General features: G+C 43.5%; 18 protein-coding genes. 12 read left to right on the forward strand and 6 right to left on the reverse strand.

Annotated elements, in window-relative coordinates; translation table 11 throughout:
* Positions 1-106: 106 nt before the first annotated feature.
* Positions 107-1543 carry a 16S rRNA (cytosine(1407)-C(5))-methyltransferase RsmF gene (gene rsmF, locus R7093_RS17120; protein ID WP_047102329.1) on the forward strand — a complete coding sequence of 479 codons (1437 nt, stop codon included), beginning with the start codon at positions 107-109 and terminating at the stop codon, positions 1541-1543.
* Between the two features lie 283 nt (positions 1544-1826).
* Here rsmF and R7093_RS17125 read toward each other — a convergent pair whose 3' ends face one another.
* Positions 1827-2660 (reverse strand): S1 RNA-binding domain-containing protein, encoded by an 834-nt coding sequence (locus tag R7093_RS17125; RefSeq protein ID WP_017633794.1) that lies wholly within the window; start codon positions 2658-2660, stop codon positions 1827-1829.
* A 192-nt stretch (positions 2661-2852) separates the two neighbouring features.
* Between R7093_RS17125 and R7093_RS17130 the strand changes: the two genes are divergently transcribed.
* Positions 2853-4205 (forward strand): hypothetical protein, encoded by a 1353-nt coding sequence (locus R7093_RS17130; RefSeq protein WP_318146754.1) that lies wholly within the window; start codon positions 2853-2855, stop codon positions 4203-4205.
* 33 nt (positions 4206-4238) lie between these two features.
* On the opposite strand, the gene R7093_RS17135 is transcribed toward R7093_RS17130, so the two are convergent.
* A complete protein-coding gene (locus R7093_RS17135) occupies positions 4239-4736 on the reverse strand; it encodes a DUF4442 domain-containing protein (protein ID WP_005377418.1) in 498 nt (165 codons plus the stop codon).
* Positions 4737-5108: 372 nt separating this feature from the next.
* On the opposite strand from R7093_RS17135, the gene R7093_RS17140 reads away from it, so the two are divergent.
* Positions 5109-6167: a 3-deoxy-7-phosphoheptulonate synthase gene (locus R7093_RS17140; RefSeq protein ID WP_005390197.1), complete on the forward strand. Its 1059-nt coding sequence runs from the start codon at positions 5109-5111 to the stop codon at positions 6165-6167.
* Positions 6168-6188: 21 nt separating this feature from the next.
* Positions 6189-6671 (forward strand): YajQ family cyclic di-GMP-binding protein, encoded by a 483-nt coding sequence (locus tag R7093_RS17145; RefSeq protein ID WP_005377415.1) that lies wholly within the window; start codon positions 6189-6191, stop codon positions 6669-6671.
* 102 nt (positions 6672-6773) lie between these two features.
* On the opposite strand, the gene R7093_RS17150 is transcribed toward R7093_RS17145, so the two are convergent.
* Entirely contained in the window at positions 6774-7694 is a 921-nt protein-coding gene (locus R7093_RS17150; protein WP_206970814.1) for a bifunctional precorrin-2 dehydrogenase/sirohydrochlorin ferrochelatase, read from the reverse strand.
* A gap of 460 nt (positions 7695-8154) precedes the next feature.
* Here R7093_RS17150 and R7093_RS17155 point away from each other — a divergent pair, with 460 nt between their 5' ends.
* From R7093_RS17155 to R7093_RS17175, 5 genes are all read left to right on the forward strand, one after another.
* On the forward strand, positions 8155-9183 hold the full coding sequence (locus R7093_RS17155; RefSeq protein WP_047102335.1) for an amino acid ABC transporter substrate-binding protein: 1029 nt from the start codon (positions 8155-8157) through the stop codon (positions 9181-9183).
* 218 nt (positions 9184-9401) lie between these two features.
* Entirely contained in the window at positions 9402-10607 is a 1206-nt protein-coding gene (locus R7093_RS17160; RefSeq protein WP_005377402.1) for an amino acid ABC transporter permease, read from the forward strand.
* Position 10608: 1 nt separating this feature from the next.
* Positions 10609-11706 (forward strand): amino acid ABC transporter permease, encoded by a 1098-nt coding sequence (locus R7093_RS17165; protein ID WP_318146755.1) that lies wholly within the window; start codon positions 10609-10611, stop codon positions 11704-11706.
* 23 nt (positions 11707-11729) lie between these two features.
* The gene (locus R7093_RS17170; RefSeq protein WP_005377400.1) at positions 11730-12479 is read left to right on the forward strand and encodes an amino acid ABC transporter ATP-binding protein; all 750 of its coding nucleotides are present in this window, start codon (positions 11730-11732) and stop codon (positions 12477-12479) included.
* A gap of 249 nt (positions 12480-12728) precedes the next feature.
* Entirely contained in the window at positions 12729-13391 is a 663-nt protein-coding gene (locus R7093_RS17175; protein WP_025766607.1) for a Bax inhibitor-1/YccA family protein, read from the forward strand.
* 76 nt (positions 13392-13467) lie between these two features.
* On the opposite strand, the gene R7093_RS17180 is transcribed toward R7093_RS17175, so the two are convergent.
* Positions 13468-13842 (reverse strand): chromosome partitioning protein ParB, encoded by a 375-nt coding sequence (locus tag R7093_RS17180; RefSeq protein WP_047102337.1) that lies wholly within the window; start codon positions 13840-13842, stop codon positions 13468-13470.
* Between the two features lie 908 nt (positions 13843-14750).
* Between R7093_RS17180 and R7093_RS17185 the strand changes: the two genes are divergently transcribed.
* Positions 14751-15080 carry a TusE/DsrC/DsvC family sulfur relay protein gene (locus R7093_RS17185; protein ID WP_005377396.1) on the forward strand — a complete coding sequence of 110 codons (330 nt, stop codon included), beginning with the start codon at positions 14751-14753 and terminating at the stop codon, positions 15078-15080.
* A 2-nt stretch (positions 15081-15082) separates the two neighbouring features.
* On the opposite strand, the gene yccX is transcribed toward R7093_RS17185, so the two are convergent.
* On the reverse strand, positions 15083-15355 hold the full coding sequence (gene yccX, locus R7093_RS17190; protein WP_017634611.1) for an acylphosphatase: 273 nt from the start codon (positions 15353-15355) through the stop codon (positions 15083-15085).
* Positions 15356-15445: 90 nt separating this feature from the next.
* Between yccX and R7093_RS17195 the strand changes: the two genes are divergently transcribed.
* Both R7093_RS17195 and R7093_RS17200 read left to right on the forward strand, forming a co-directional pair.
* Positions 15446-16849, forward strand: a complete 1404-nt coding sequence (locus R7093_RS17195; RefSeq protein ID WP_033905337.1) for a methyl-accepting chemotaxis protein — start codon at positions 15446-15448, stop codon at positions 16847-16849.
* A 161-nt stretch (positions 16850-17010) separates the two neighbouring features.
* Entirely contained in the window at positions 17011-18204 is a 1194-nt protein-coding gene (locus R7093_RS17200; RefSeq protein ID WP_047102342.1) for a class I SAM-dependent methyltransferase, read from the forward strand.
* A 52-nt stretch (positions 18205-18256) separates the two neighbouring features.
* Here the strand turns inward: R7093_RS17200 and R7093_RS17205 are convergent.
* A partial coding sequence (locus tag R7093_RS17205) for a VWA domain-containing protein (RefSeq protein ID WP_318146756.1) occupies positions 18257-22126 on the reverse strand: 3870 nt, incomplete at its 5' end.

The following is a 22126-nucleotide window of genomic DNA, read 5'->3' on the forward strand; positions in this document are numbered from 1 at the left end:
AGAGCAGCAATCGCTGCTCTTTTTTATTGCTCGGCCCTTGTCACTATTCGTTTCTGCTTCGCTTTCGTATATTATTTGCTACAAATTCTGCAAACGAGATCCCACATTGCATCCTAATGTTTACATCCCAGACGCGTTTCTGGAAAAAATCCAAACTATCCTTCCTGCTCACCTCAACATGGAAGACTTTATCGCGTCGTGCCAAAAGCCACTGCGCAAAAGTATTCGAGTTAATACGTTGAAGATCAGTGTTGAAGCGTTTCTAGAACGAGCAGAAACAAAAGGCTGGAAGCTTTCTCCTGTGCCTTGGTGTGACACAGGTTTTTGGATTGAAGCGGATGAGTCAGTTGTACCATTAGGCAACACAGCAGAACACATGTCTGGCTTATTCTACATTCAAGAAGCCAGTTCGATGATGCCGGTATCTGCTCTGTTTATGAATGATGAATCTTACGATGCCGTGTTAGATACCGCAGCCGCTCCAGGCTCAAAAACCACTCAAATTGCAGCTTTAATGAACAACGAAGGTGTACTTGTGGCCAATGAATACGCCGCAAGTCGTGTAAAAGTACTGCACGCTAATGTGGAACGTTGTGGGGTACGTAACGCCGCACTAAGTAACTTCGATGGACGCGTTTTTGGCGGTTGGCTACCAGAACAATTTGATGCGGTTTTGCTCGACGCGCCTTGCTCTGGAGAAGGCACCGTTCGCAAAGACGAAGATGCGATGAAAAACTGGACGCAAGCTTCCGTACTCGACATCGCTGACACGCAGAAAGATCTTATTGAAAGCGCCTTCCATGCATTAAAGCCCGGTGGTGTGATGGTTTACTCAACATGTACGCTCAGTACAGAAGAAAACCAACAAGTTTGTCATCACTTGAAAGAAACCTTTGGGGATGCTGTAGAGTTTGAAAGCCTTGAGAACTTGTTTGAGAACGCAGAGGCAGCTCTAACTGAAGAAGGCTTTTTGCATATTTTCCCGCAGGTCTACGACTGTGAAGGGTTCTTTGTTGCAAGAATTCGCAAACTGGCTGCTGTTGAGGCGCCAGAAGTCAAAAAGCGCATGGGGAAATTCCCCTTTGCTAAAACTTCAAAAAAAGAATCGACAGAAATTGCTCAACAACTCCAAAGCGCGTTAGGTATTAAACTTCCAAATGACAGTTCTGTATGGCTTCGCGATAAAGATGTCTGGTTATTCCCTAATGCTTTAGAACCGATGATCGGCGAATTACGCTTCTCCCGTATGGGTATAAAGATCGCGGAAGCCCATAAAAATGGCTACCGTTGGCAACACCAAGTCGCGACTGCCCTGGCGACAGGTTCTGAAAGCAACGCCATTGAACTCAGTATTGAAGAAGCGCGCGAATGGTACATGGGGCGTGATGTTCGCCCACAAACCATTCCTGAGGGAATGAAAACAGGTAAAGGCGAAGTACTTGTCACCTATCAAGGCGCAGTTATTGGCCTTGGCAAGTGGGTAAGCAACCGAATAAAGAATGGTCTTCCTCGCGAATTAGTACGAGATAAGAACTTATTTTAAAGAAGTAGCGAATCATAAATAAATGAAAAGCCATCGTATTTGCGATGGCTTTTTAATTCGTAAGTATGAAAGCAACTGGGCTCGCTAGCGATCCGGATACGCTGTACTAAACTAGTTGTATCAAAGTAATGCTTTGATGTGGCATTTCTCTCTATGTTCACCAACAAAATTATTGTTGGACAAGTTTAGCGCAGGCTCTGCGGAGCCGTTTCCCCTAGGCCCAAAAAAAGGAAAAGTTTGGGCCGTTTTTTTTGGCTGTAGTTCCACTATACGTGAGTTTGGACTACGCTAGACGAATACCGTCTTTCTCAATGACAATTTTACCCTGCTTGTATAAGCCACCGATGGTCTTTTTATAAGTCCCTTTACTTGTGCGGAAAGCATCAAAAATCGCTTCAGGAGAAGACTTGTCATTCAAAGGCAAAAATCCGCCTTTCTTCTCTAGCAAGTCAAGGATCTTACTAGAAAGATCGTCCATTTTCGCCACACCGACTTTTTGTAGAGCAAGGTCGATTTTGCCATCTTCACGAATGTGCTTAATAAAGCCTTTCAGCTTTTTACCGATGTAAAGCTTACCAAAAACATCCGATGGGAAAATCATGCCCCAATGCTTACCATTAACGATAGCTTTATAACCAAGTTGACTACGCTCTGCGATGATCAAATCAACTTGCTCGTTAACTTCATAATTCGCTGGAGTTTTATCTAACCATTTATTGAACTTAGTCGTACCAACAATGCGACCTGACGCTTTGTCGGTATAAACATACACTAAAATGGTTTGTCCGGCAGAGAAGCGAGTGCGTTGCTCACTAAAAGGAATCAGTAAGTCCTTTTCTTTGATGCCCCAATTTACAAAAGCACCTGTCGCATTCACACCCTCAATCTTCATTAAACCCCATTCACCCACTTGGGCAATTGGTCTTTCAATGGTCGCAGCAAGTTGGCTTTCTGAATCGAAGTACAGAAATACGTCTACATGCTCACCAATTTCAGTACCCTCTGGTACATACTTACTAGGTAGTAGAACAGAACCGTAATCATCGCCATCCAGAAATACGCCAAAATCAGCCTTTTTAATGACTTCTAAGCTGTTAATTTGACCAATTTTAATCATTGATTTTGTCTCTTTTTAAATTTACGTGGAATTATACCTAAACTAACAAGAAAATCAGAGAGAAAAGCATAGTGCTCTGTTATGCTGTTGTCGTTCAGCTATATGCCCCAGTCACTCTTTTAGCACTCTTATACTTACCTGCTCAACGGAACGCATAAGTTAAGAATGCTTTAGCAAAGTCAGGAGCTTTCTTTGGTCACCGTCGATAAACAAGACTCAATAACATTAAAAATCAGTCATGCACTCGCAAAGAGCAAAAGTGTCGACCTAGATATTTACTTTTTTATACCTGGTGAGCTTGGTTTAAACGCCGATATCATCAGTGAATCCGAATTTTATTACACCTCGATCACACAGCAACGATCTTATTACAGTACTGAAATCCTTCTTCCGCTAGTACACAGTCGACTTGCCAAACGTGGACGCCTGTCGAATCAGCAATACCGAGTAAGTTTGAGTTTGTTCGCTTACCAATACGTTATCGCGCTAGACAAAGCGGTAGCAAGTTTAAACAAGCATGAGAACAACTCCGTAACGGAAGATGAAGTGGACGAAGTTATCGAGCTCACGCTTGAGATCTTAAAGCGCTTGCGGCGTTCTATTCCTTATGAAGAGAACTTAAAACGCTACTACGTTAACATCGATAACTATCTGTCTTGGTATACCGAGCAAAAGTTCCTGTCACTGGTGGCCCATCTACCACGTGAAGGCGACTATGGCACGATCAAAAAGCGTCTGCTCACGCTATGTGAGAAAGAGCAAGCCCATCGTAAACTCAACAAATACAACTCATCAAGAGTCGTTGAAGACGTTACTCGCCTATCTAACAAAATGCGCTTGCTAAGGCGATTGATTGAACACCCTATCGTGCTTCGTGAAGAAACCATATCGATGGGTAACAACATTAAGCGCGCTATCAAAGGTATTGCAACCGGTTTAGTGATGGTTGTCGTGACCTCGACCGTGATTCTCGCTCGCGATTATCTGGGGGAAATTTCTGCCTCATTCATTATCGCGATGTCTTTTATTTACGCTTTACGAGAAATCTTTAAAGATGATTTACGCGATGCCATGTGGCGATGGATCCGTAAAGGCAAACCAAAATGGCGTAAGAAGTACGTTGATCCAACGACGAAAAAAGTGGTTGGCAAAAAATTGGAGTGGCTCGATTATCGTACCTTAAGTAGCTTGCCGGATAAGATTCAAAGAATACGTAAAAAACGCGTCGTTCAACGTGAAGAGCAGATTCTTCATTATCACGAGAAAACCGAAATGGCGACCTCTCTTTTCTTGAGTGGTTACGAACAAACGAGAGAAACATTGAACATCAGTTTGCGCCCTATCATCCGCTTGATGGATAAAAGCTCAAACCGAGTTTACCGTTTAAATGAAGGTCAAGTAACCAAAGAGTCAGTAGAGAAACGTCATTTGCTCAATGTGATTGTCAAAGAGGACAACCACACCGATGAGCCTGTTTATTACCGCTGGAAAGTGGTCTTAAATCGCTCCAAAATCGTCTCTATCGAGAAGATTGAACTCAATTAAGCCAACGCCTTTAAACAAACGAGCCACAAACCACTAGGCAGCCTCTTTTCTTTGTTGGGCTGCTTTTTTTATCGAAAGAGTAAGCGAAAATTCAGCCATTGGCTCGTCACCATGTAAGTTAGGACACAGCGCGACAATTTTTACGTCACGATTTACTCGTTCACCCGTTGCCAAGGTGTGCTCGAGCATCTCATCAATGACATGACCATCGTTACAAACAAAGTGCACATCGGCTTCCGGGCGCTTTAAAAACTCGGCTTTCACACCTTTAAATGCTAGCGAGATCGCTTCTCCCTTTTCTTGCGCTTTACTCATAGCAAGAAAACCACCAGCAACATCAGCGCCAACGGCTAAAGCGCCGAAATACATGCTATTCAGGTGGTTCTTCGTTCTTCTGCGCAATGGGATACGAACCTCAACATGCTTGCTATCTATCGCAATGATTTTAGGGTGGCAAAGCCAAATCAGCGGCACTTTCGAAAAGCCAAACAGATTTAGATACAAATTCGCACGACGTAGAGCTGATAACATTTTGGTCTCCTTACCAATCTAGTCAGACCAGTTAATCAACGAAAGAAATAGATGTCAAAGAAATGTTAACAAAAGCTCGATCTCACGAGTTATTTAACCCTCATGAAGTGACGGCGTCACCCGTGAGGTATGAAGTTTATCGCAGTTACTTAGATTACCTTACAGCGAGATAGATAAAATGGTTATAAATTCAAATGTATATATATTGATTTAATGATCAAGTTTTGTCATTTATACATAAGTCATTTAAATGAATACCTACACCTTTGTATACAATTCGGTATTTCCTGGCGAAGATTCCCGTGAAACGGTTTATTCCTGCCTGTAATTCCGTTATCTTTACCCCTTCGCAATAGAGAATAAAGCTATAACATGCCTATAAAAACAGATGAATTGAGAACCCAGCCTTTGGGTCCAATGCCTACCCCAGCAGAGCTAGGTAGTGTACATCCTATTACGGATGACGTTGCAGACCGTATCGCTCAATCTCGTCGTCAGATTGAAAACATTTTATCGGGTGAAGACGATCGCCTTCTTGCGATTGTAGGTCCGTGTTCTGTTCACGACACTGAAGCTGCCATTGATTACGCCACTCGCCTGAGTGAAATCCAAGACAAGTACAAAGACGAACTGTTTATCGTGATGCGTACTTACTTTGAAAAGCCTCGTACAGTAGTTGGTTGGAAAGGTTTGATTACGGACCCTAACCTAGATGGTTCTTACGCACTTGAAGCTGGTCTTCATAAAGCTCGTAAACTACTACTGGATATCAACAAGCTTGGTCTTGCGACTGCTACTGAGTTTCTTGATATGATCACTGGCCAATACATCGCGGATTTGATCACTTGGGGCGCGATTGGTGCTCGCACAACGGAATCACAAATTCACCGTGAAATGGCGTCGGCACTATCTTGCCCAGTTGGTTTCAAAAATGGCACAAATGGCAACGTAAAAATTGCAATTGATGCAATTCGCGCATCGAAAGCATCGCATTACTTCTACTCGCCAGATAAGAACGGTCGAATGACGGTTTACCGCACAAGTGGCAACCCTTACGGTCATATTATTCTGCGCGGTGGAGAAAAAGGCCCTAACTTTGATGAAGCATCAGTCAAACAAGCATGTGATGCTTTAGCTGAGTTTGGATTGCCACAACGTTTGGTTGTGGATTTCAGCCATGCAAACTGTCAGAAGCAACACAGAAAACAAATCGACGTAGCTCAAGACATTTGTAACCAAATTAAGTCAGGCAGCACTCGTATTGCGGGTATCATGGCAGAAAGCTTTATTCTTGAAGGCAATCAGCCAATGACTGACATCAATAACCTAACGTATGGTCAGTCTATTACAGATCCATGCCTAGGTTGGGAAGACACTGCTACAATGCTAGATATGCTGGCAAGCGCTGTTAAGTCCCGAAAGTCCCTATAACAAAATAATCAAGGAATCTTCATGCCATCGTTTGATATTGTTTCTGAAATCGATACGGTTGAACTACGTAACGCCGTTGATAATGCTAACCGTGAATTGTCTACTCGTTTCGATTTCCGCAACGTAAATGCGAGCTTTGAGCTAGTAGAAGAAAACGTAAAAATGTCTGCGGAAGGTGACTTCCAACTTAAGCAAATGCGCGACATTTTACGCGGCCACTTAGCGAAGCGTAACATTGACGCGAACGCAATGGATGCACAAGACCCAGACGTTACTGGTAAAAACTGGCACCAAACTCTGCTTTTCCGCCAAGGTATTGATACTCCAACGGCGAAAAAAGTAGTGAAACTTATCAAAGACGCAAAGTTAAAAGTACAAGCTTCTATTCAAGGCGACAAAGTACGTGTTACCGGTAAGAAACGCGACGACCTGCAAGCGACAATGGCAGCGATTCGTGAAGCAGAGATGGGTATCCCATTCCAGTTTAACAACTTCCGTGATTAATCAATCTGAGAAGTAAATAAAAAACGCCAGCGCATAATCCGCTGGCGTTTTTTATTGGCTTTAGTGTAACGAACTACGTATCCACTTTAGCATTTGGCATTGCTAGATAACTAAGTCCTGCCCTTGCAGCAATACGAATTCGCTCGTTCCTTGTGGTATGAACACGCAAATTCGAAGCTTTTCAGCTTTAGCCTTGGCCAGCATATCCGAAAGCTCAGCTGCGCTCGAGAAATCTTCTCTTTCTGCATCTCTTCGTATTAGTTCTAACACATTCGCTTCACATCGAGTTGAGTACAGAGCCAGCTCCGCTTGTTGCATATAGCGTACGGCTTTTATTGGCAACATCTCAACATCTTTCCCAACATGAACCCAAGTACAACTTCCCTTTTCATCTAAAGGTGTTGCCATGGTCGCTTGGTAAATTGCTTCTAACTCACGATTATCTCGCGCGTTTTCCACCTCTGGATTCGAGAAGAATTGCTCCCAAAACTTGCGGCGTAAATCGACACTAGGCAGCGCCTCTTTAATTGAGTTTCGCTTTGAGTTAGCAAAATCCGCCATCAACCCCAAGTTTTGTGGCAGTATCGATTCAAGTTTTTCACGGATGTTTCGAATTAAAACTGGCGAAGCTCCACCACTAGAGATAGCGATTTGGATGCGGCCACGATTAATCATAGACGGCGTGATGAAATCACAATAAGGCTTATCATCCACAACGTTAACCAAGATGCCTAGCTCTTTGGCATCTTTGTACACTTGGTGATTTAGCTCAGGATTGTCTGTCGTCGCCCACACTTGAACAAAGCTTTTAGTGACAATGTCACTCGAATAGAAACGTTGTACCCAGCGCAGTTGATGCTCAGAAGCAAGCTTAGACAGAAAATCAACCAACGTCGGAGAAACGATAGTCACATCCGCCCCAGCCTTTAGCAACGCTTCCACCTTTCGGCTTGCCACCTCACCGCCACCCACGACGAGAACGGGTTTATCAATTAAATCTAAGAACAGAGGAAAATATCGCATTTCAATCCATGATTACTCTAATTAGCTGTTGTAGACCATGCTACCAAAAATGGGGCAAGCTCATCACCCTGTTTCGGTATCACAAATAATTTTTGTTTGAATTTTTACTGAACTTCACCTTGCTCAGCTAATGACAGTTTTGATAACAACTTTTTATTCTTTTGTATTGTTCACTCTTCTATTGATTGTTCTGATGCACCAAATTGTCCATGAATTGCACTATTTACAAACAATTAACATTTCGTCATTCTAAATCTCAAGGCACTTTGTAAGTTCTCTCAAAACTTCATTTAAATTATATATTTGAGAATTAACAGATCCTTTCCTACGCTTATAACTGGTTGATCTATCGAATGCCGTTTCTTCGAAAATCAATCACGTAGGACGATAACTCTAACGAATTGGACACGTTATTTCAGGTCACTCCTGATTAAACATGGATCATACAGGAAGGATACAAATGGCAAATAAACTCACAGTTCTTGCTTCCGTCGTAGCGGCTTCTACTGCGATGATGGCAACATCAGCTCAAGCAGCAGACACTACTCTGGACAAAGTCACAAAACAAGGCTTTCTTACTTGTGGCGTAAGTACCGGTCTACCTGGTTTCTCTAACCCTAACTCAAAAGGCGAATGGGAAGGTATCGACGTAGAATATTGCCAAGCACTGGCTGCAGCCGTTCTTGGGGATAAAACGAAAGTTAAATATGTACCCCTAACCGCAAAAGAACGTTTCACTGCGCTTCAATCTGGTGAGATTGATGTGCTTTCCCGTAACACGACCTGGACTCTCCACCGTGACACTGCACTGGGCCTAAACTTCGTAGGTGTGAACTACTACGATGGTCAAGGTTTTATGGTGAAGAAGGAACTTGGTATCTCAAGTGCTAAAGAGCTTGATGGTGCGTCGGTATGTGTTCAATCAGGTACAACAACCGAGCTAAACCTTGCAGATTATTTCCGCAACCAAGGCATGGCGTACAAACCAGTGGTATTCGACACAGCGGCGCAAACTTCGAAAGGTTTTGATGCGGGACGCTGTGACGTATTAACAACTGACCAATCTGGCCTTTATGCACTACGTTTGAATTTGAAAGATCCGTCCTCTGCGGCCGTTCTTCCAGAAATCATCTCTAAAGAGCCACTAGGTCCAGTCGTTCGTCAAGGCGATGATCAATGGTTTAACATCGCTAAGTGGACATTGTTTGCGATGATTAACGCTGAAGAATACGGTATTAGTTCGAAGAATGCGGATGAAATGCTGAAGTCAACAGATCCAAACATCAAGCGTATCCTCGGTGTTGATGGCCCTAAAGGCAAAGGTTTGGGTATCCGCGACGATTGGGGCTACCAAGTTATCAAACAAGTTGGTAATTATGGTGAAAGCTTCGAACGTACAGTCGGTACTGGTTCGCCGTTAGAAATCTCTCGTGGCGTTAATGCGCTATGGAATGCAGGCGGCTTTATGTACGCGCCACCAATCCGATAGAAAGAGTTAATCAGGGCGGTGCATGCCGCCCTTTTTCTTGATTATATCTCACTGTATGAGTAAGGATCGCTCATTGGATGGCGAAAAGCGCTCGCTTTGTGGAACGGCTTTAAAGGTTCGTAAGCCGCTAGACATGAGAGCGTTATTCTTTAGCCAGCAAGGACGAAACTTCGTTATACAGGCCGATATCTATAACTAAGGTTTGAGGTTATCGCTGTATGAAACCGACACAAGATGCATCGCCAAGTACGATGTCCAAACCAAGCGGAAGCAAGAGCCTGATTTATAATCCTGCCTTTCGTTCTGCTATTTTCCAGATCATTGCCATTGCTGCACTGGTATTTTTCTTTTACACGATTGTAAACAACGCTCTCAATAACTTAGATGCTCGTGGTATTGCAACGGGCTTCGGTTTTCTGAATCAAGAAGCCGGGTTTGGTATTGGGTTAACATTAATTGAATACGATGAAACGTACTCTTACGGTAGAACATTTATCATCGGCCTTCTTAATACGGCGTTAGTCTCTGTATTAGGTATTATTCTGGCTACTGTGATTGGCTTTACCATGGGGGTTGCCCGCCTTTCTTCTAACTGGTTAGTTAGTCGTTTAGCGGCAGTTTATATCGAAACTTTCCGAAATATCCCCCTTCTTCTGCAAATATTCTTCTGGTATTTCGCTGTTCTTCAAGCATTACCCTCACCACGCCAAAGCTTAAGTCTTGGTGAAGCTATTTTCCTGAACGTTCGTGGCTTATATTTCCCTGCACCGACTATGGAACCTGGCAGTAGCTACGTTATTGCCGCGTTAATCTTCGGGGTAATCGCAAGCTTATTAATTAATGTATGGGCGAATAATAAGCAACGTCTCACTGGGCAACAAACCCCAATGGGAAGAATAGTTTTGGGTTTAGTTGTTGGCCTTCCATTGGTTGTGTACTTCCTTGCTGGTATGCCAATTTCACTGAATTACCCTGAACTAAAAGGGTTTAACTTCCGAGGTGGTATTAGCATTATTCCTGAATTGGCTGCGCTACTTTTGGCATTAAGTGTTTATACAGCTTCTTTCATTGCTGAGATTGTTCGCTCTGGTATTAATGCGGTTAGCCATGGTCAAACCGAAGCAGCGATGTCGCTAGGCTTACCACGCTCGAAAACTTTAAAGCTTGTTGTCATTCCTCAAGCGTTACGAATTATTATTCCACCTTTAACCAGTCAATATCTCAACCTCACCAAAAACTCATCGTTAGCGATGGCGATTGGTTACCCAGATCTTGTCTCTGTGTTTGCTGGTACTACCCTGAACCAAACGGGACAAGCGATAGAGATCATTGCGATGACGATGGGCGTGTACTTGACATTAAGTCTGATTACGTCTGCATTAATGAACTTGTATAACCGTAAAGTCGCGCTGGTGGAGAGATAATATGAGTACTCATCAATTTCAACCGGATCTCCCACCACCCGCCAATACTGTAGGCTTCGTTGGTTGGATGCGGAAAAATCTATTTAATGGCCCTATCAATTCCATTGTTACTGTCATTCTTGCGTATATTGTCGTAACTGCAATATGGTATATCGTGGATTGGGCGTTTATTAACGCAGACTGGATTGGCTCAACGCGTGACGACTGTAGCCGAGATGGTGCTTGCTGGGTATTTATCAGCGTGCGCTGGGAGCAGTTCATGTATGGTTTTTATCCAGAGTCCGAACTATGGCGCCCTCGCCTGTTCTATATCACATTAGCCATATTTACTGTTTTACTCGCGTATGAGAAGACACCGAAACGGATGTGGATTTGGCTTTTCTTCGTAAACATCTACCCATTCATCATCGCTGGACTTTTATACGGTGGTGTCTTTGGACTAGAAGTGGTCGATACACACAAATGGGGTGGACTACTCGTTACGCTCATTATTGCGTTAATTGGTATCGTAGTTTCACTGCCAATTGGTGTGGTGCTTGCGCTTGGTAGACGTTCAGAGATGCCGATCATTCGCAGCATTTGTACCGTCTACATTGAAGTTTGGCGTGGCGTTCCGCTGATTACGGTTTTGTTCATGGCTTCGGTTATGCTTCCATTATTTATGTCTGAAGGTTCAGAGACAGATAAACTGATTCGCGCCCTTATCGGTGTGGTTATGTTTGCCTCCGCTTACATGGCAGAAGTGGTACGCGGTGGTCTACAAGCCATTCCGAAAGGTCAATATGAAGCCGCTGATGCGCTTGGGTTAAGTTACTGGAAAAAGACTGGGCTGATTATCTTGCCACAGGCGCTAAAGATTACTATTCCTTCTATCGTGAACACCTTCATCGGTTTGTTTAAAGACACCAGTTTGGTACTCATCATTGGTATGTTTGACGTACTCGGTATAGGGCAAGCAGCAAACACCGACCCTGAATGGTTAGGCTTTGCTACAGAAAGTTATGTATTTGTCGCGTTAGTGTTTTGGGTATTTTGTTTTGGCATGTCACGCTATTCGATATGGCTTGAAAACAAACTTCATACCGGTCACAAACGATAACTCATCAAGATCAAGGACGTATTATGACGCAACAACAAGATTACATGATCCAATTGAAGGACATGAATAAATGGTATGGTGAGTTTCACGTACTAAAAAATATTAACCTCGACGTTAAGCGCGGCGAGAAAATCGTTATCTGTGGCCCATCTGGGTCGGGAAAATCAACGATGATTCGCTGTATTAACCGCCTTGAAGAGCACCAAGCAGGCAGCATTTACGTCTCTGGCACGGAATTAACTGAAGACTTAAAGAACATTGAAGCAGTACGCCGAGAAGTGGGCATGTGCTTTCAACACTTTAATCTCTTCCCTCATTTAACCGTACTGGAAAACTGTACGCTCGCGCCTATCTGGGTGAAGAAGATGCCAAAAGATGAGGCAGAAGCAGTTGCAATGAAATATCTGGAACGTGTAAAAATTCCAGACCAAGCGGAGAAGTATCCCGGTCAGTTGTCTGGTGGTCAGCAACAACGCGTGGCGATTGCTCGCTCTTTGTGTATGAACCCTAAAGTCATGCTTTTTGATGAGCCAACATCTGCACTCGACCCGGAAATGGTTCGCGAAGTACTGGATGTAATGGTCGAACTCGCCGAGGAAGGCATGACTATGCTATGTGTGACACATGAAATGGGCTTTGCTAAAGAAGTTGCCGATCGCGTGATATTCATGGACGCAGGAGAGATCATCGAAGAAAACAACCCTGTTGATTTCTTCGAAAATCCTCAATCGGATAGGACCCAAAATTTCCTAGCGCAAATCTTACACCACTAAGATTTAGCCGAATCGACATAAAAAAGCACTGGTTTCTATGAAGCCAGTGCTTTTTGTTACTAAATTCAAAAATCTGTGTAAGAATCAATATAGCTATGCTAGTCAGTAATATTGTGTTACAAGTTGCCAAATACATAACATCTTATTTCTATTATTATTTTATCTAAGTTACGTATGGTTAGGGCTTGATTTTTTGAACTTTCAATCCCATAAATGTACTTAAAAGAAAGTCTCTTATCGAGGAAGATTATGAACAGTCCAATGTTTACCCGCACTTCAACTCAAGAAAGTGCTCTACAAACGAACAAAGTATTGCGTAATACTTACGCTCTACTTTCAATGACACTTTTATGGTCGGCAGTCGTTGCTGGCGTTGCAATGGCATTTAACCTTCCACATCCAGGTATCATCCTAATGCTGGTTGGTTTTTACGGCCTACTATTCTTAACAGAGAAAAACCGTAACAACAGTCTTGGCCTTGTGTTTACGTTCCTATTTACTGGCTTCTTAGGTTACACCGTTGGCCCTATTCTAAACATGTACATTGGTGCAGGCATGGGCGATATCGTATTAACCGCACTCGGTGGTACGGCACTATCTTTCATGGCAGCATCGGCATACGCACTAACAACGAAACGTGACCTATCGATGATGGGTGGCTTAATGCTATCACTATTTGTTGTGCTGGTTGTGGGCATGATTGCAAGCTTCTTTATTCAATCAACCCTCTTACACTTGGCGTTGAGCAGCTTGTTTATCATTTTCTCTACTATGGCGATCCTGATGACAACACAAAGCATTATTCGTGGCGGTGAAACAAACTACATCTCTGCGACAGTAACTTTGTATGTATCAATCTACAACATCTTCATCAGCCTACTAAGCATTCTAGGTATTATGAACGACGATTAATCGTTTCTCGTTAAGTAGAATAAAAAAGCCCGAAGGTAATTCCTTCGGGCTTTTTCTTTGTGTGCAATTCAGTGTATTACGCCTGCTCTACTGACAACTCGATAACTTCGTCAGCTTCTGGATTTTCTCTAAAGCGTCTCACTTTGATCGTTTCCTCTCCTAACATGATTTGCTTGGCGATTCGGTGCATACCGTCAAAAACACGATAGTCACTGGTTAAGATTACCGGATACGACAAATCAGCATTGTTGATTCGTTGGCAATGTTTTGCAATTTCACGGCAGGTTGGCCGTGGCCCTTCATGACTAAACCAAGTCACTTCATTTGGGCCTTTTATATCATCAATCGCAATTTCTTCTACAGGTAAGGATTCTGCTAGTTGCCAAATTCGCTCGATGGACCAAGTGGATTTTACATTGTCATTAATCTCAATGTAACGTTGTTTCGACATGACTAACTCCTTGTCATCATTGTTGTTTCTAACCTGAATACAGGCTTTCATTAATCCAATGAGAATATCGGTCTATGAAAACAAACACAACGTTTAAGCTATTAATTCTCAAACAATCGCTATATCGCTTGTATGAGCGCTTTATAATCACCTCTCTCAGTTTGTAAACTGATTTCAGGGTATAACTTGTCTTAATTCAAACCGCGACTTCGCAATCGCTCATCGACTGATGACAAGAAGCAAAATACTCCAAACGCAACCCACCAATAACCGAACATCTTGAGCGCGGGCAACCAGACTACTGATTTACCAGCTACGCTAAAAAATATGTAGGCCGACATCATCGGTGTCACTAACATGACTCCCCAAGTCAAAAAAAGTAACGGCCCATAGATGTACTGCAACCAAGCATACTTCGGTTTTATAGGATTATGTTTTACAAATCCCGTCAGACATAGAAAAGAGAAAATGCTAAAGCATGCTTGCAGTACCGCCCATCCAATGGAAACGAAAAGATTCGACCACTCCATACACTCCTGAATTGCTCCGTGTTGTTGTTAAGCATGGGTGAACATAACGATTTTTTTCAATTTATTCTTTTGATTTAAAACTAGTTTATATTCGTTGTGATCGAGCTATCTAAAACAATAAATATAACTGACAAATCAATCACACCAAGCGAATTGCATAACAATGCAAAACCACCGATATCAACCCCGAAAATTTTCTAACAACACGAATAAAAAAACAAATTTATGCTTAAAATATAATTTAAGAGTATTCAGTTATAGGCCACTACTTTGTACGCTTTTGCTTCGCTCGATACGACTTCGAGATTCTTTTGTTGAGAACATTCTCGGCTGTCGCTAATCTATAAACATCCATGTTTACTTAACGGATAAAACGTTATGTTCGTTTACAACGGCAAAGAAATTGAAACGGATGCTCAAGGCTACTTATTGGATCATACTCAATGGGAAGAAGGTATGATTGAGCTTTTAGCAAAAGAAGAAGACATCGAGCTTACGGATGCTCATTTGGAAGTTGTGCATTTTGTGCGAGACTTTTATGAAGAGTTTAATACCTCCCCTGCAGTGCGTATGCTTGTGAAAGCGATGGAAAAAGCGCACGGCCCAGAAAAAGGTAACAGTAAGTATCTATTCAAGCTGTTTAAAAAGGGACCAGCCAAACAAGCAACCAAATTAGCCGGCCTACCAAAGCCAGCTAAATGCTTGTAGATTCATAAAATTTTAAAACCGCGTAACGGCTTATACGACGCAGGCTCCTGCATCACATGCTCTACTGTTGCCGTTCGCGGTCCTTCTTGTAACCATTCCGAAAACGCAACTATTTGCGCGTCTGTTCCACACGCCATCACTTCAACATCGCCATTGTTTAGGTTCTTCGCATAACCTGTTAACCCTAGCTTCAATCCTTGATGGGAAGTATGGTAACGAAAGCCCACGCCTTGAACATGACCTTTTACTATAAATCTCTCACACTTTACGTTCATCTTTGTACCGCTTCTTTTTACTGAGTGATATATTCTTTTCGTCTATTCACCCCACTAAGGATAGTGGGTTTTTGCACGGTTATTATAATTATGAAAGAAATTCCATTCCGCTGGATTGATAAGTATCTCATTCACTTAAAGATTCAAGAAAAGTTCTATTTGCTCTTCGTTCTCCCTCTTCTTGCTTTAGTCATTCTCACTCTCGTCCTTAATAGCGCGGCTAATACACTGATCTCAAGTATGTACCAAGAAGAGCTCATGCTTATGAAAGGTCTGATAGAGGCAGGCAATCTTTCTCAATCTCAAGTAGCAAGCCTCATAGCGGGTTCAGAAACCGTTTCTATTGGCTCTGGTCCGCAATCCGTGTCTGTTTTAAATGGTGCGTACAGTTTGGTTGCGAACCATGAACTTTCTTTATGGACTGCCCTATCAACGACTCAAGTGAGCATCATCTGTGTGAGCTTGTTTATTCTCGCTCTTGGTGTTTACTACATCATGACGTTTATTGGCGGCGCGATGTTCACGATGAACAAAGCATTAAACACTCTTGCTGGTGGCGACTTAACTGCTAGAATGAACTTCTTCCCTGTTCGCGACGAGTTTAGTGAAATTGCTATTACGATAGACAAAGTTGCAGAACGAGAGCAACAAATGGTGCTGTCGATTCAAGAGTCTGTGGCGTTAATGCAACAAATTAGCTCAGACCTGAATCAATCGATTCATCACAGTTCAGATATTTCAGCGACTCAGCAGGAACACCTCAACTCTCTTGCGAGTGCAACTGAACAGATGGCATCAACGATTCGAGAAGTCGCGACACTAGCTCACGATTCAAGCACGCAAACCGATGATGCACGTAACGTGGCTCAGTCTGGACAAGTGAAAGTTGAGAATACGCTTCACTCGATTTCGAACCTCTCTAATGAGATTCAATCTGCGTCTCAAGCAGTAGCGGAGTTAGATGCTAATGCCGCACAAATTGATGAAGTCGTGACAACCATTAATGGGATTTCCGAGCAAACTAACCTACTTGCATTGAACGCAGCCATTGAAGCAGCACGTGCTGGAGAACAAGGTCGTGGATTTGCGGTCGTTGCGGATGAGGTTCGCGCTCTTGCGGGACGCACTCAGCAAGCGACAGTTGAAATCCAAACGATGATTGAATCGTTACAGCGTAACAGCCAGTCGCTTACTAAGCTGATGGAAGTGACAGTTAATAATGCAAATGAGGGACAAAACCTCATGACGGAAGTGAATCACGAAATCGGCTCTTTGGCAGATAAAAATCAAACTATCTCCGACAGTAGCATTCAAATTGCAACAGCAGCTGAAGAGCAAGGTGTAGTCGCGGACAATATCGCCTCAAGCGTTGAAGAAATTCGAGTTCAAGCAGATAACGTGTGCAATATGATAAGCACGACTTCACAAAACGTTGATCAACTGCGTAAGCAAAGCGACACAATGGAGTCGCTACTGACTGGACTTAAAGCATAGCAACGGAATCTGTTACAGCAAATTCAAATAAAAGGGTCACTTTAGTGACCTTTTTTGTATTTAAAAGTCACTACAATGTACTGGATTGCCGAGGGATATTGCTTTTACCATTCACATCCCGGACAATACGCCCCTTTCAAAATTCAACAAGAGCTAATGAAATGACAGCTGCTATCTATTTGGTTAAAGGTCGTGAGAAATCGGTCAAGCGCAAGCACCCTTGGATCTTCTCTCGAGGCATCAACAAAGTTGAGGGCGAACCTGCTCTTGGCGAAACGGTTGATGTATTCACTCACGACGGTAAATGGCTAGCTAAGGCGGCATATTCGCCAGCTTCGCAAATTCGTGCTCGTATTTGGAGTTTTGATAAAGAAGAAATCGACACCGCGTTTTTCGTTAAACGACTTAAAGACGCACAACTTCTTCGTGAAGACATTATCGAACGTGATGGCCTTACGGGTTATCGCCTTATCGCAGCAGAGTCTGACGGCTTACCAGGCGTTACGATCGACCGTTACCAAAATTTCTTTGTGTGCCAACTTCTCAGTGCTGGCGCAGAACACAATAAGCAGGCTATTGTTGACGCTCTGGTTGAGTGCTTCCCTGATTGTAATGTGTACGAGCGCTCTGACGTGGCCGTTCGTAAAAAAGAAGGTTTAAAAGAGATCACGGGCGTCTTGCACGGCGAAGAGCCACCTAAATCGGTCGTCATCGAAGAAAATGGCGTAAAGATTAGTGTAGATATCGTTGGCGGACACAAAACAGGTTTCTACCTAGATCAACGTGATAGTCGCCAGCAAGCGATGAAATATATGAAAGGCAAAGAAGTTCTTAACTGCTTCTCTTACACAGGTGGCTTCGGACTTTACGCTCTAAAAGGTGATGCAAAGCGTGTGATTAACGCTGACGTGTCGCAACCTGCTTTAGATACCGCAAAATTCAACGCAGAGCTAAACGATTTTGATATTTCGAAGAAGCGTGCCGTGTTCCTAAATGCAGACGTGTTTAAGCTGCTTCGTGAGTATCGTGATCAAGGAACTCAGTTCGATGTGGTTATTATGGACCCACCGAAGTTCGCAGAGAGCAAAGCACAACTAAACGGCGCATGTCGTGGTTACAAAGACATCAACATGCTAGCAATGCAAATTCTAAAACCGGGCGGCACTCTACTGACCTACTCGTGCTCTGGCTTGATGGATCAAGTTCTGTTCCAGAAAATCATCGCTGATGCAGCCGTAGACGCTAACCGCCAAGTAAAGTTTGTGGAGCGTTTTGAGCAAGCCGCTGACCACCCAACCGATACAGCATATCCAGAAGGCTTCTACTTAAAAGGTTTTGCATGTAAAGTGCTTTAGGCTACGAATAAGTAAGACAAAGCAGAAGAAAAGGGCCTACTGGCCCTTTTCATTATGGCTCTAAGTTAACCTTAGTTAGTGCGGATAACACATCTCTCTCAAAGTCCGCATTTCCCACGATTAAATCACTAAACTCTGTCGCCCCGTTTTCTATTACGATAGTTTGAATTGAGTTTCCATCGTTATGGGTTATTTCTAGAGATAAGTCATCGCCATCAATGTTCAAGTCAATACTATTAAGAAGTTCTTCTATCGTATTGTGCCCTGCATCTTCAACGACTTCACTCAGATCTAAGGTGTCCAAATCTCTCTCAAAACCTCTAATTAGATCTGTTCCTGTATCCAAGGAGTCGTTGACCCATTTAAAGACATCTGCCTCGTTATCATTACCGATCAAGATGTCATGACTTACGTCTACTTCAGCTTCAATAATATTTGCAGAGCCATTACTTGAAGCATTTACTCCTCCGTTTTCATCAATAACGAATTGCAGGGTATTCTCACTTTGATCGCCATCGTTATCCGTCAATACATAATCGAAGTCTAACGTTTCAACTGTATCACCCACCGCACCATAAAATGCATACGCACCATCGTTTAGGTCGATTTCCAGAGTATGTTTGCTGTCGATATAGATAGTAAGCAGCATCGTTGTGTCGTCAAATGCATGCGAAATACCATCGTTAGTGTCAGTTACTATTAGGTCTGTACCATCAAACGAATAAGTGACACCGTCATGTTCTATTTCGCTAATATAACCACCATCTGCACCAATACCTGTATCTGGAGAAGTGGTATACATCAAGTTCCCCCCAACAGGTTGAATCACTGACTGCAACATAACCGGAGGTAATTGAGTTACGTCAGGAACCACAACACCATCAAGGTCTTGATTCAAAAAGCCATCATATGCTACGCGATCTAATTGCTCCGGCATAAGATTAACGCCCATACCATACGCTAGGGCTGTTATCTGATTATCAGGATCGGTTAGGTGATCAATCCAACTCTGCTCGCGAGCGTCGTTTATAAATGATGACGCAGGGTTTGGCTGACCATCTGACAAGAAGTAACTAACATTCGACGCACTGGTTAACTTACCTACATCATCCCATGACTGTTTTGCTTCATTTAGCGCGTTGTTATAGTTAGTCGCGCCACCCGCAGTTAGCGTCTCAATATACGCTTTGGCCTCCTCGACCGTCAGCCACGTCGCAGCACCTATAGCGTAAGTGGATGCTGTACTGCTATAAGTAATAATTTGAACTCGCGTTTGACCGATAGACTCATATTGATTCAATAACTGAGTTGCCGAATCTTTCATTATCTGCAAGCGATTATCCGTTCGCATAGAACCCGAGACATCCATTATGAGCTGAACGTTGGCACTTTCTTTAGTTTCTGCAACTACATCGTGAATAATAGATGCAGAATCTGGTGAGTCATCTTCCACAATAACGTTGACCGTTGTGGAGTTAGTAAGACCACGAGCATTCGAGACAAGCACAGGCACCTCAATATTTAAGGTGTCTTCTCCAGATGGGTTGGAGTGATCAATCGGACCAAGAAGCTCCGTAGATACCACTCCAGTATCATTGACTGATATTTTGATAACCTCTTCACCGTTCGCTGAACCGATAAGCATTTGGTCGTTATTTGATAACGTCCACGTTACAGAGATACCGTTACTAGTAAGAGCTGTAGATGGTTCACTGAGCGTAACAGAATCAACGGTTTGACCCAGCGTCAATTGTTCTACATCAGTACTCGAGTCAGTTGTGTCATCAAAGCCGTTTAGAGCAGAGTCATCAGCAATGGCGTTGCTTAAGCCTTCCTCAGAAACGTTTAGAGTTACACCTTCTACGATTGGTGGGGCGTAAGGGTTGACAGAAAAGTACCCCGTTTTACTGTCTCCATCATTATCAGTAATCGTGTAGTTAAAATCGATATCCCCATCGCCATAAGGTGAGGTCAAAGGCAAGTATTGGAAGAACTCCCATTTTCCAGTGCTAGGTGTAAGTTGAACTTCGAATGCAAGCTCTCCATCAGCCTCTGCAATCAGTCTATTAGAGTTTTGTGGATCGACGTATATCAACACGTCTTTACCATCTAGAGTCTCTAAACCAGCCTCACCTCCATTTAAGACTATAGAACCAGGGCCATCAGCTCCATATACAGCACCGAGGTTCCCATCCGCACTAGCAATTGGCACGCCAGAGTACGCACCTGTAAAGGTTATTGATTTAACGGTAAAGTCACTGTTGTCTTCAGTATCCGGGCCATTGCCATTACTGGTCGCCTCGAGGATGATTTTATCAAAGCCTCCCTGTTGAACATTGAAATTTGCCGCGTAATCACCACTGCTTGCGTCAGAGCTGAACGATTGCTGAGCAATTAATACACCATCTCTATAAAAAGATGCGATTCCTTTCTCAAGTTCACCACCAAACATTTTCTCAAATTCTATTTCTGCTCCGTAAGCAACTTTATTGCCTAAGTCTATGATTAACTGCTCTGATACACCCTCATTACCCGCGAATCGATAATCGACTTCGTTTTCTAATTGGAAGCCGTTGTTACCAGAACTTTTAACGCCAATCCCTTCTGATGATTGATTGATTTCAGCTGTTCCCAGCATCACAGATTCGTCAGACACAAAACCGTTTGCAGTCACAACAACATCCCCAAATGTTCGACTGGTTGCGTCTGCCTCACTTCCTGCAAAATCTATGCGCCCTGTCAGAACGTTAGGTGCACCAGTAAGCGACACATCGACGGGTTGAACAACAACAGGCACGTATGGGCAATCATCTTCAACGGCCACATTTAAGCTTTGAGATGTTGTTGTTTGTCCATCACTTACAGAAATCTGTAAATCAAAGTTGATGATGTCTTCCACATCATTAACAGGATGATCAAGTGGCTCAAACAGAGTAATAGTATAGTCCCAAGAGCCTTGACCTGAAGCTGAAGGCTCGCTCAGCACAACAGTAGCAACAACGCTCAGGTGAGCAGTTTTCGCAGTCAGCGTTTGAGTACTGTTGTCCCACGTCCACGATATAGGCTCCCCTCCTGATGTTAGGTTGTTAGGGCCTGCCAATACCACTGAAACATTCGCCGTGTCTGGATCGGCAACTGTGAATGTTCCTGAGAAACTTGCGGAGTTAGTGGTGTCTGAAGGTGATCCTGTATTATCAGGGATACCATTAGCTAAACCTTCTTCCGAAACAACTGCATTCACAACATTTGAAATAGAAGGAGGAGCATCATTATCAATAATCGTTGCCGTACCGGTATCGCTGCCTTGTACTGCGCCAATGCCGGTCACCGTGACACTGAAATCTTCTGGGCCTTCATAAACGGCGTCATCAATGGAAGCAATGCGCACATCAAATTCGGTTTGCCCAGCTGGCACCGTTACCACGCCATCGTTTGGCACTGCAACCCAACCGGAGCCTGTGTTGTATTCTAAGGTGCCTAAGTCTCCAACTTCGGTGTCACCTAAGTTCAGGCCTAGCTCGACTTGAACAGTGGACTCGGAGGCATTCGACAGCGTCACTTTGAAGTTGGCTGTCTCACCCTCATTGATGGTGCCAGCATCTGAAATAGTCACGCTTGGACGGTCATCATCCGGATCGGGACCCGGACCCGTACCATCATCCACTATCGTTGCCGTACCCGTATCGCTGCCTTGCACCGCCCCAATGCCAGTCACCGTCACACTGAAATCTTCTGGGCCTTCATAAACAGCATCATCAATGGCAGCGATGCGCACATCAAACTCAGTTTGCCCTGCCGGCACGGTCACCACACCATCGTTTGGCACTGTCACCCAACCGGAGCCTGTGTTGTATTCTAAGGTGCCTAAGTCTCCAACTTCGGTGTCACCTAAGTTCAGGCCTAGCTCGACTTGAACAGTGGA

Source organism: Vibrio sp. 1580, assembly GCF_033340055.1.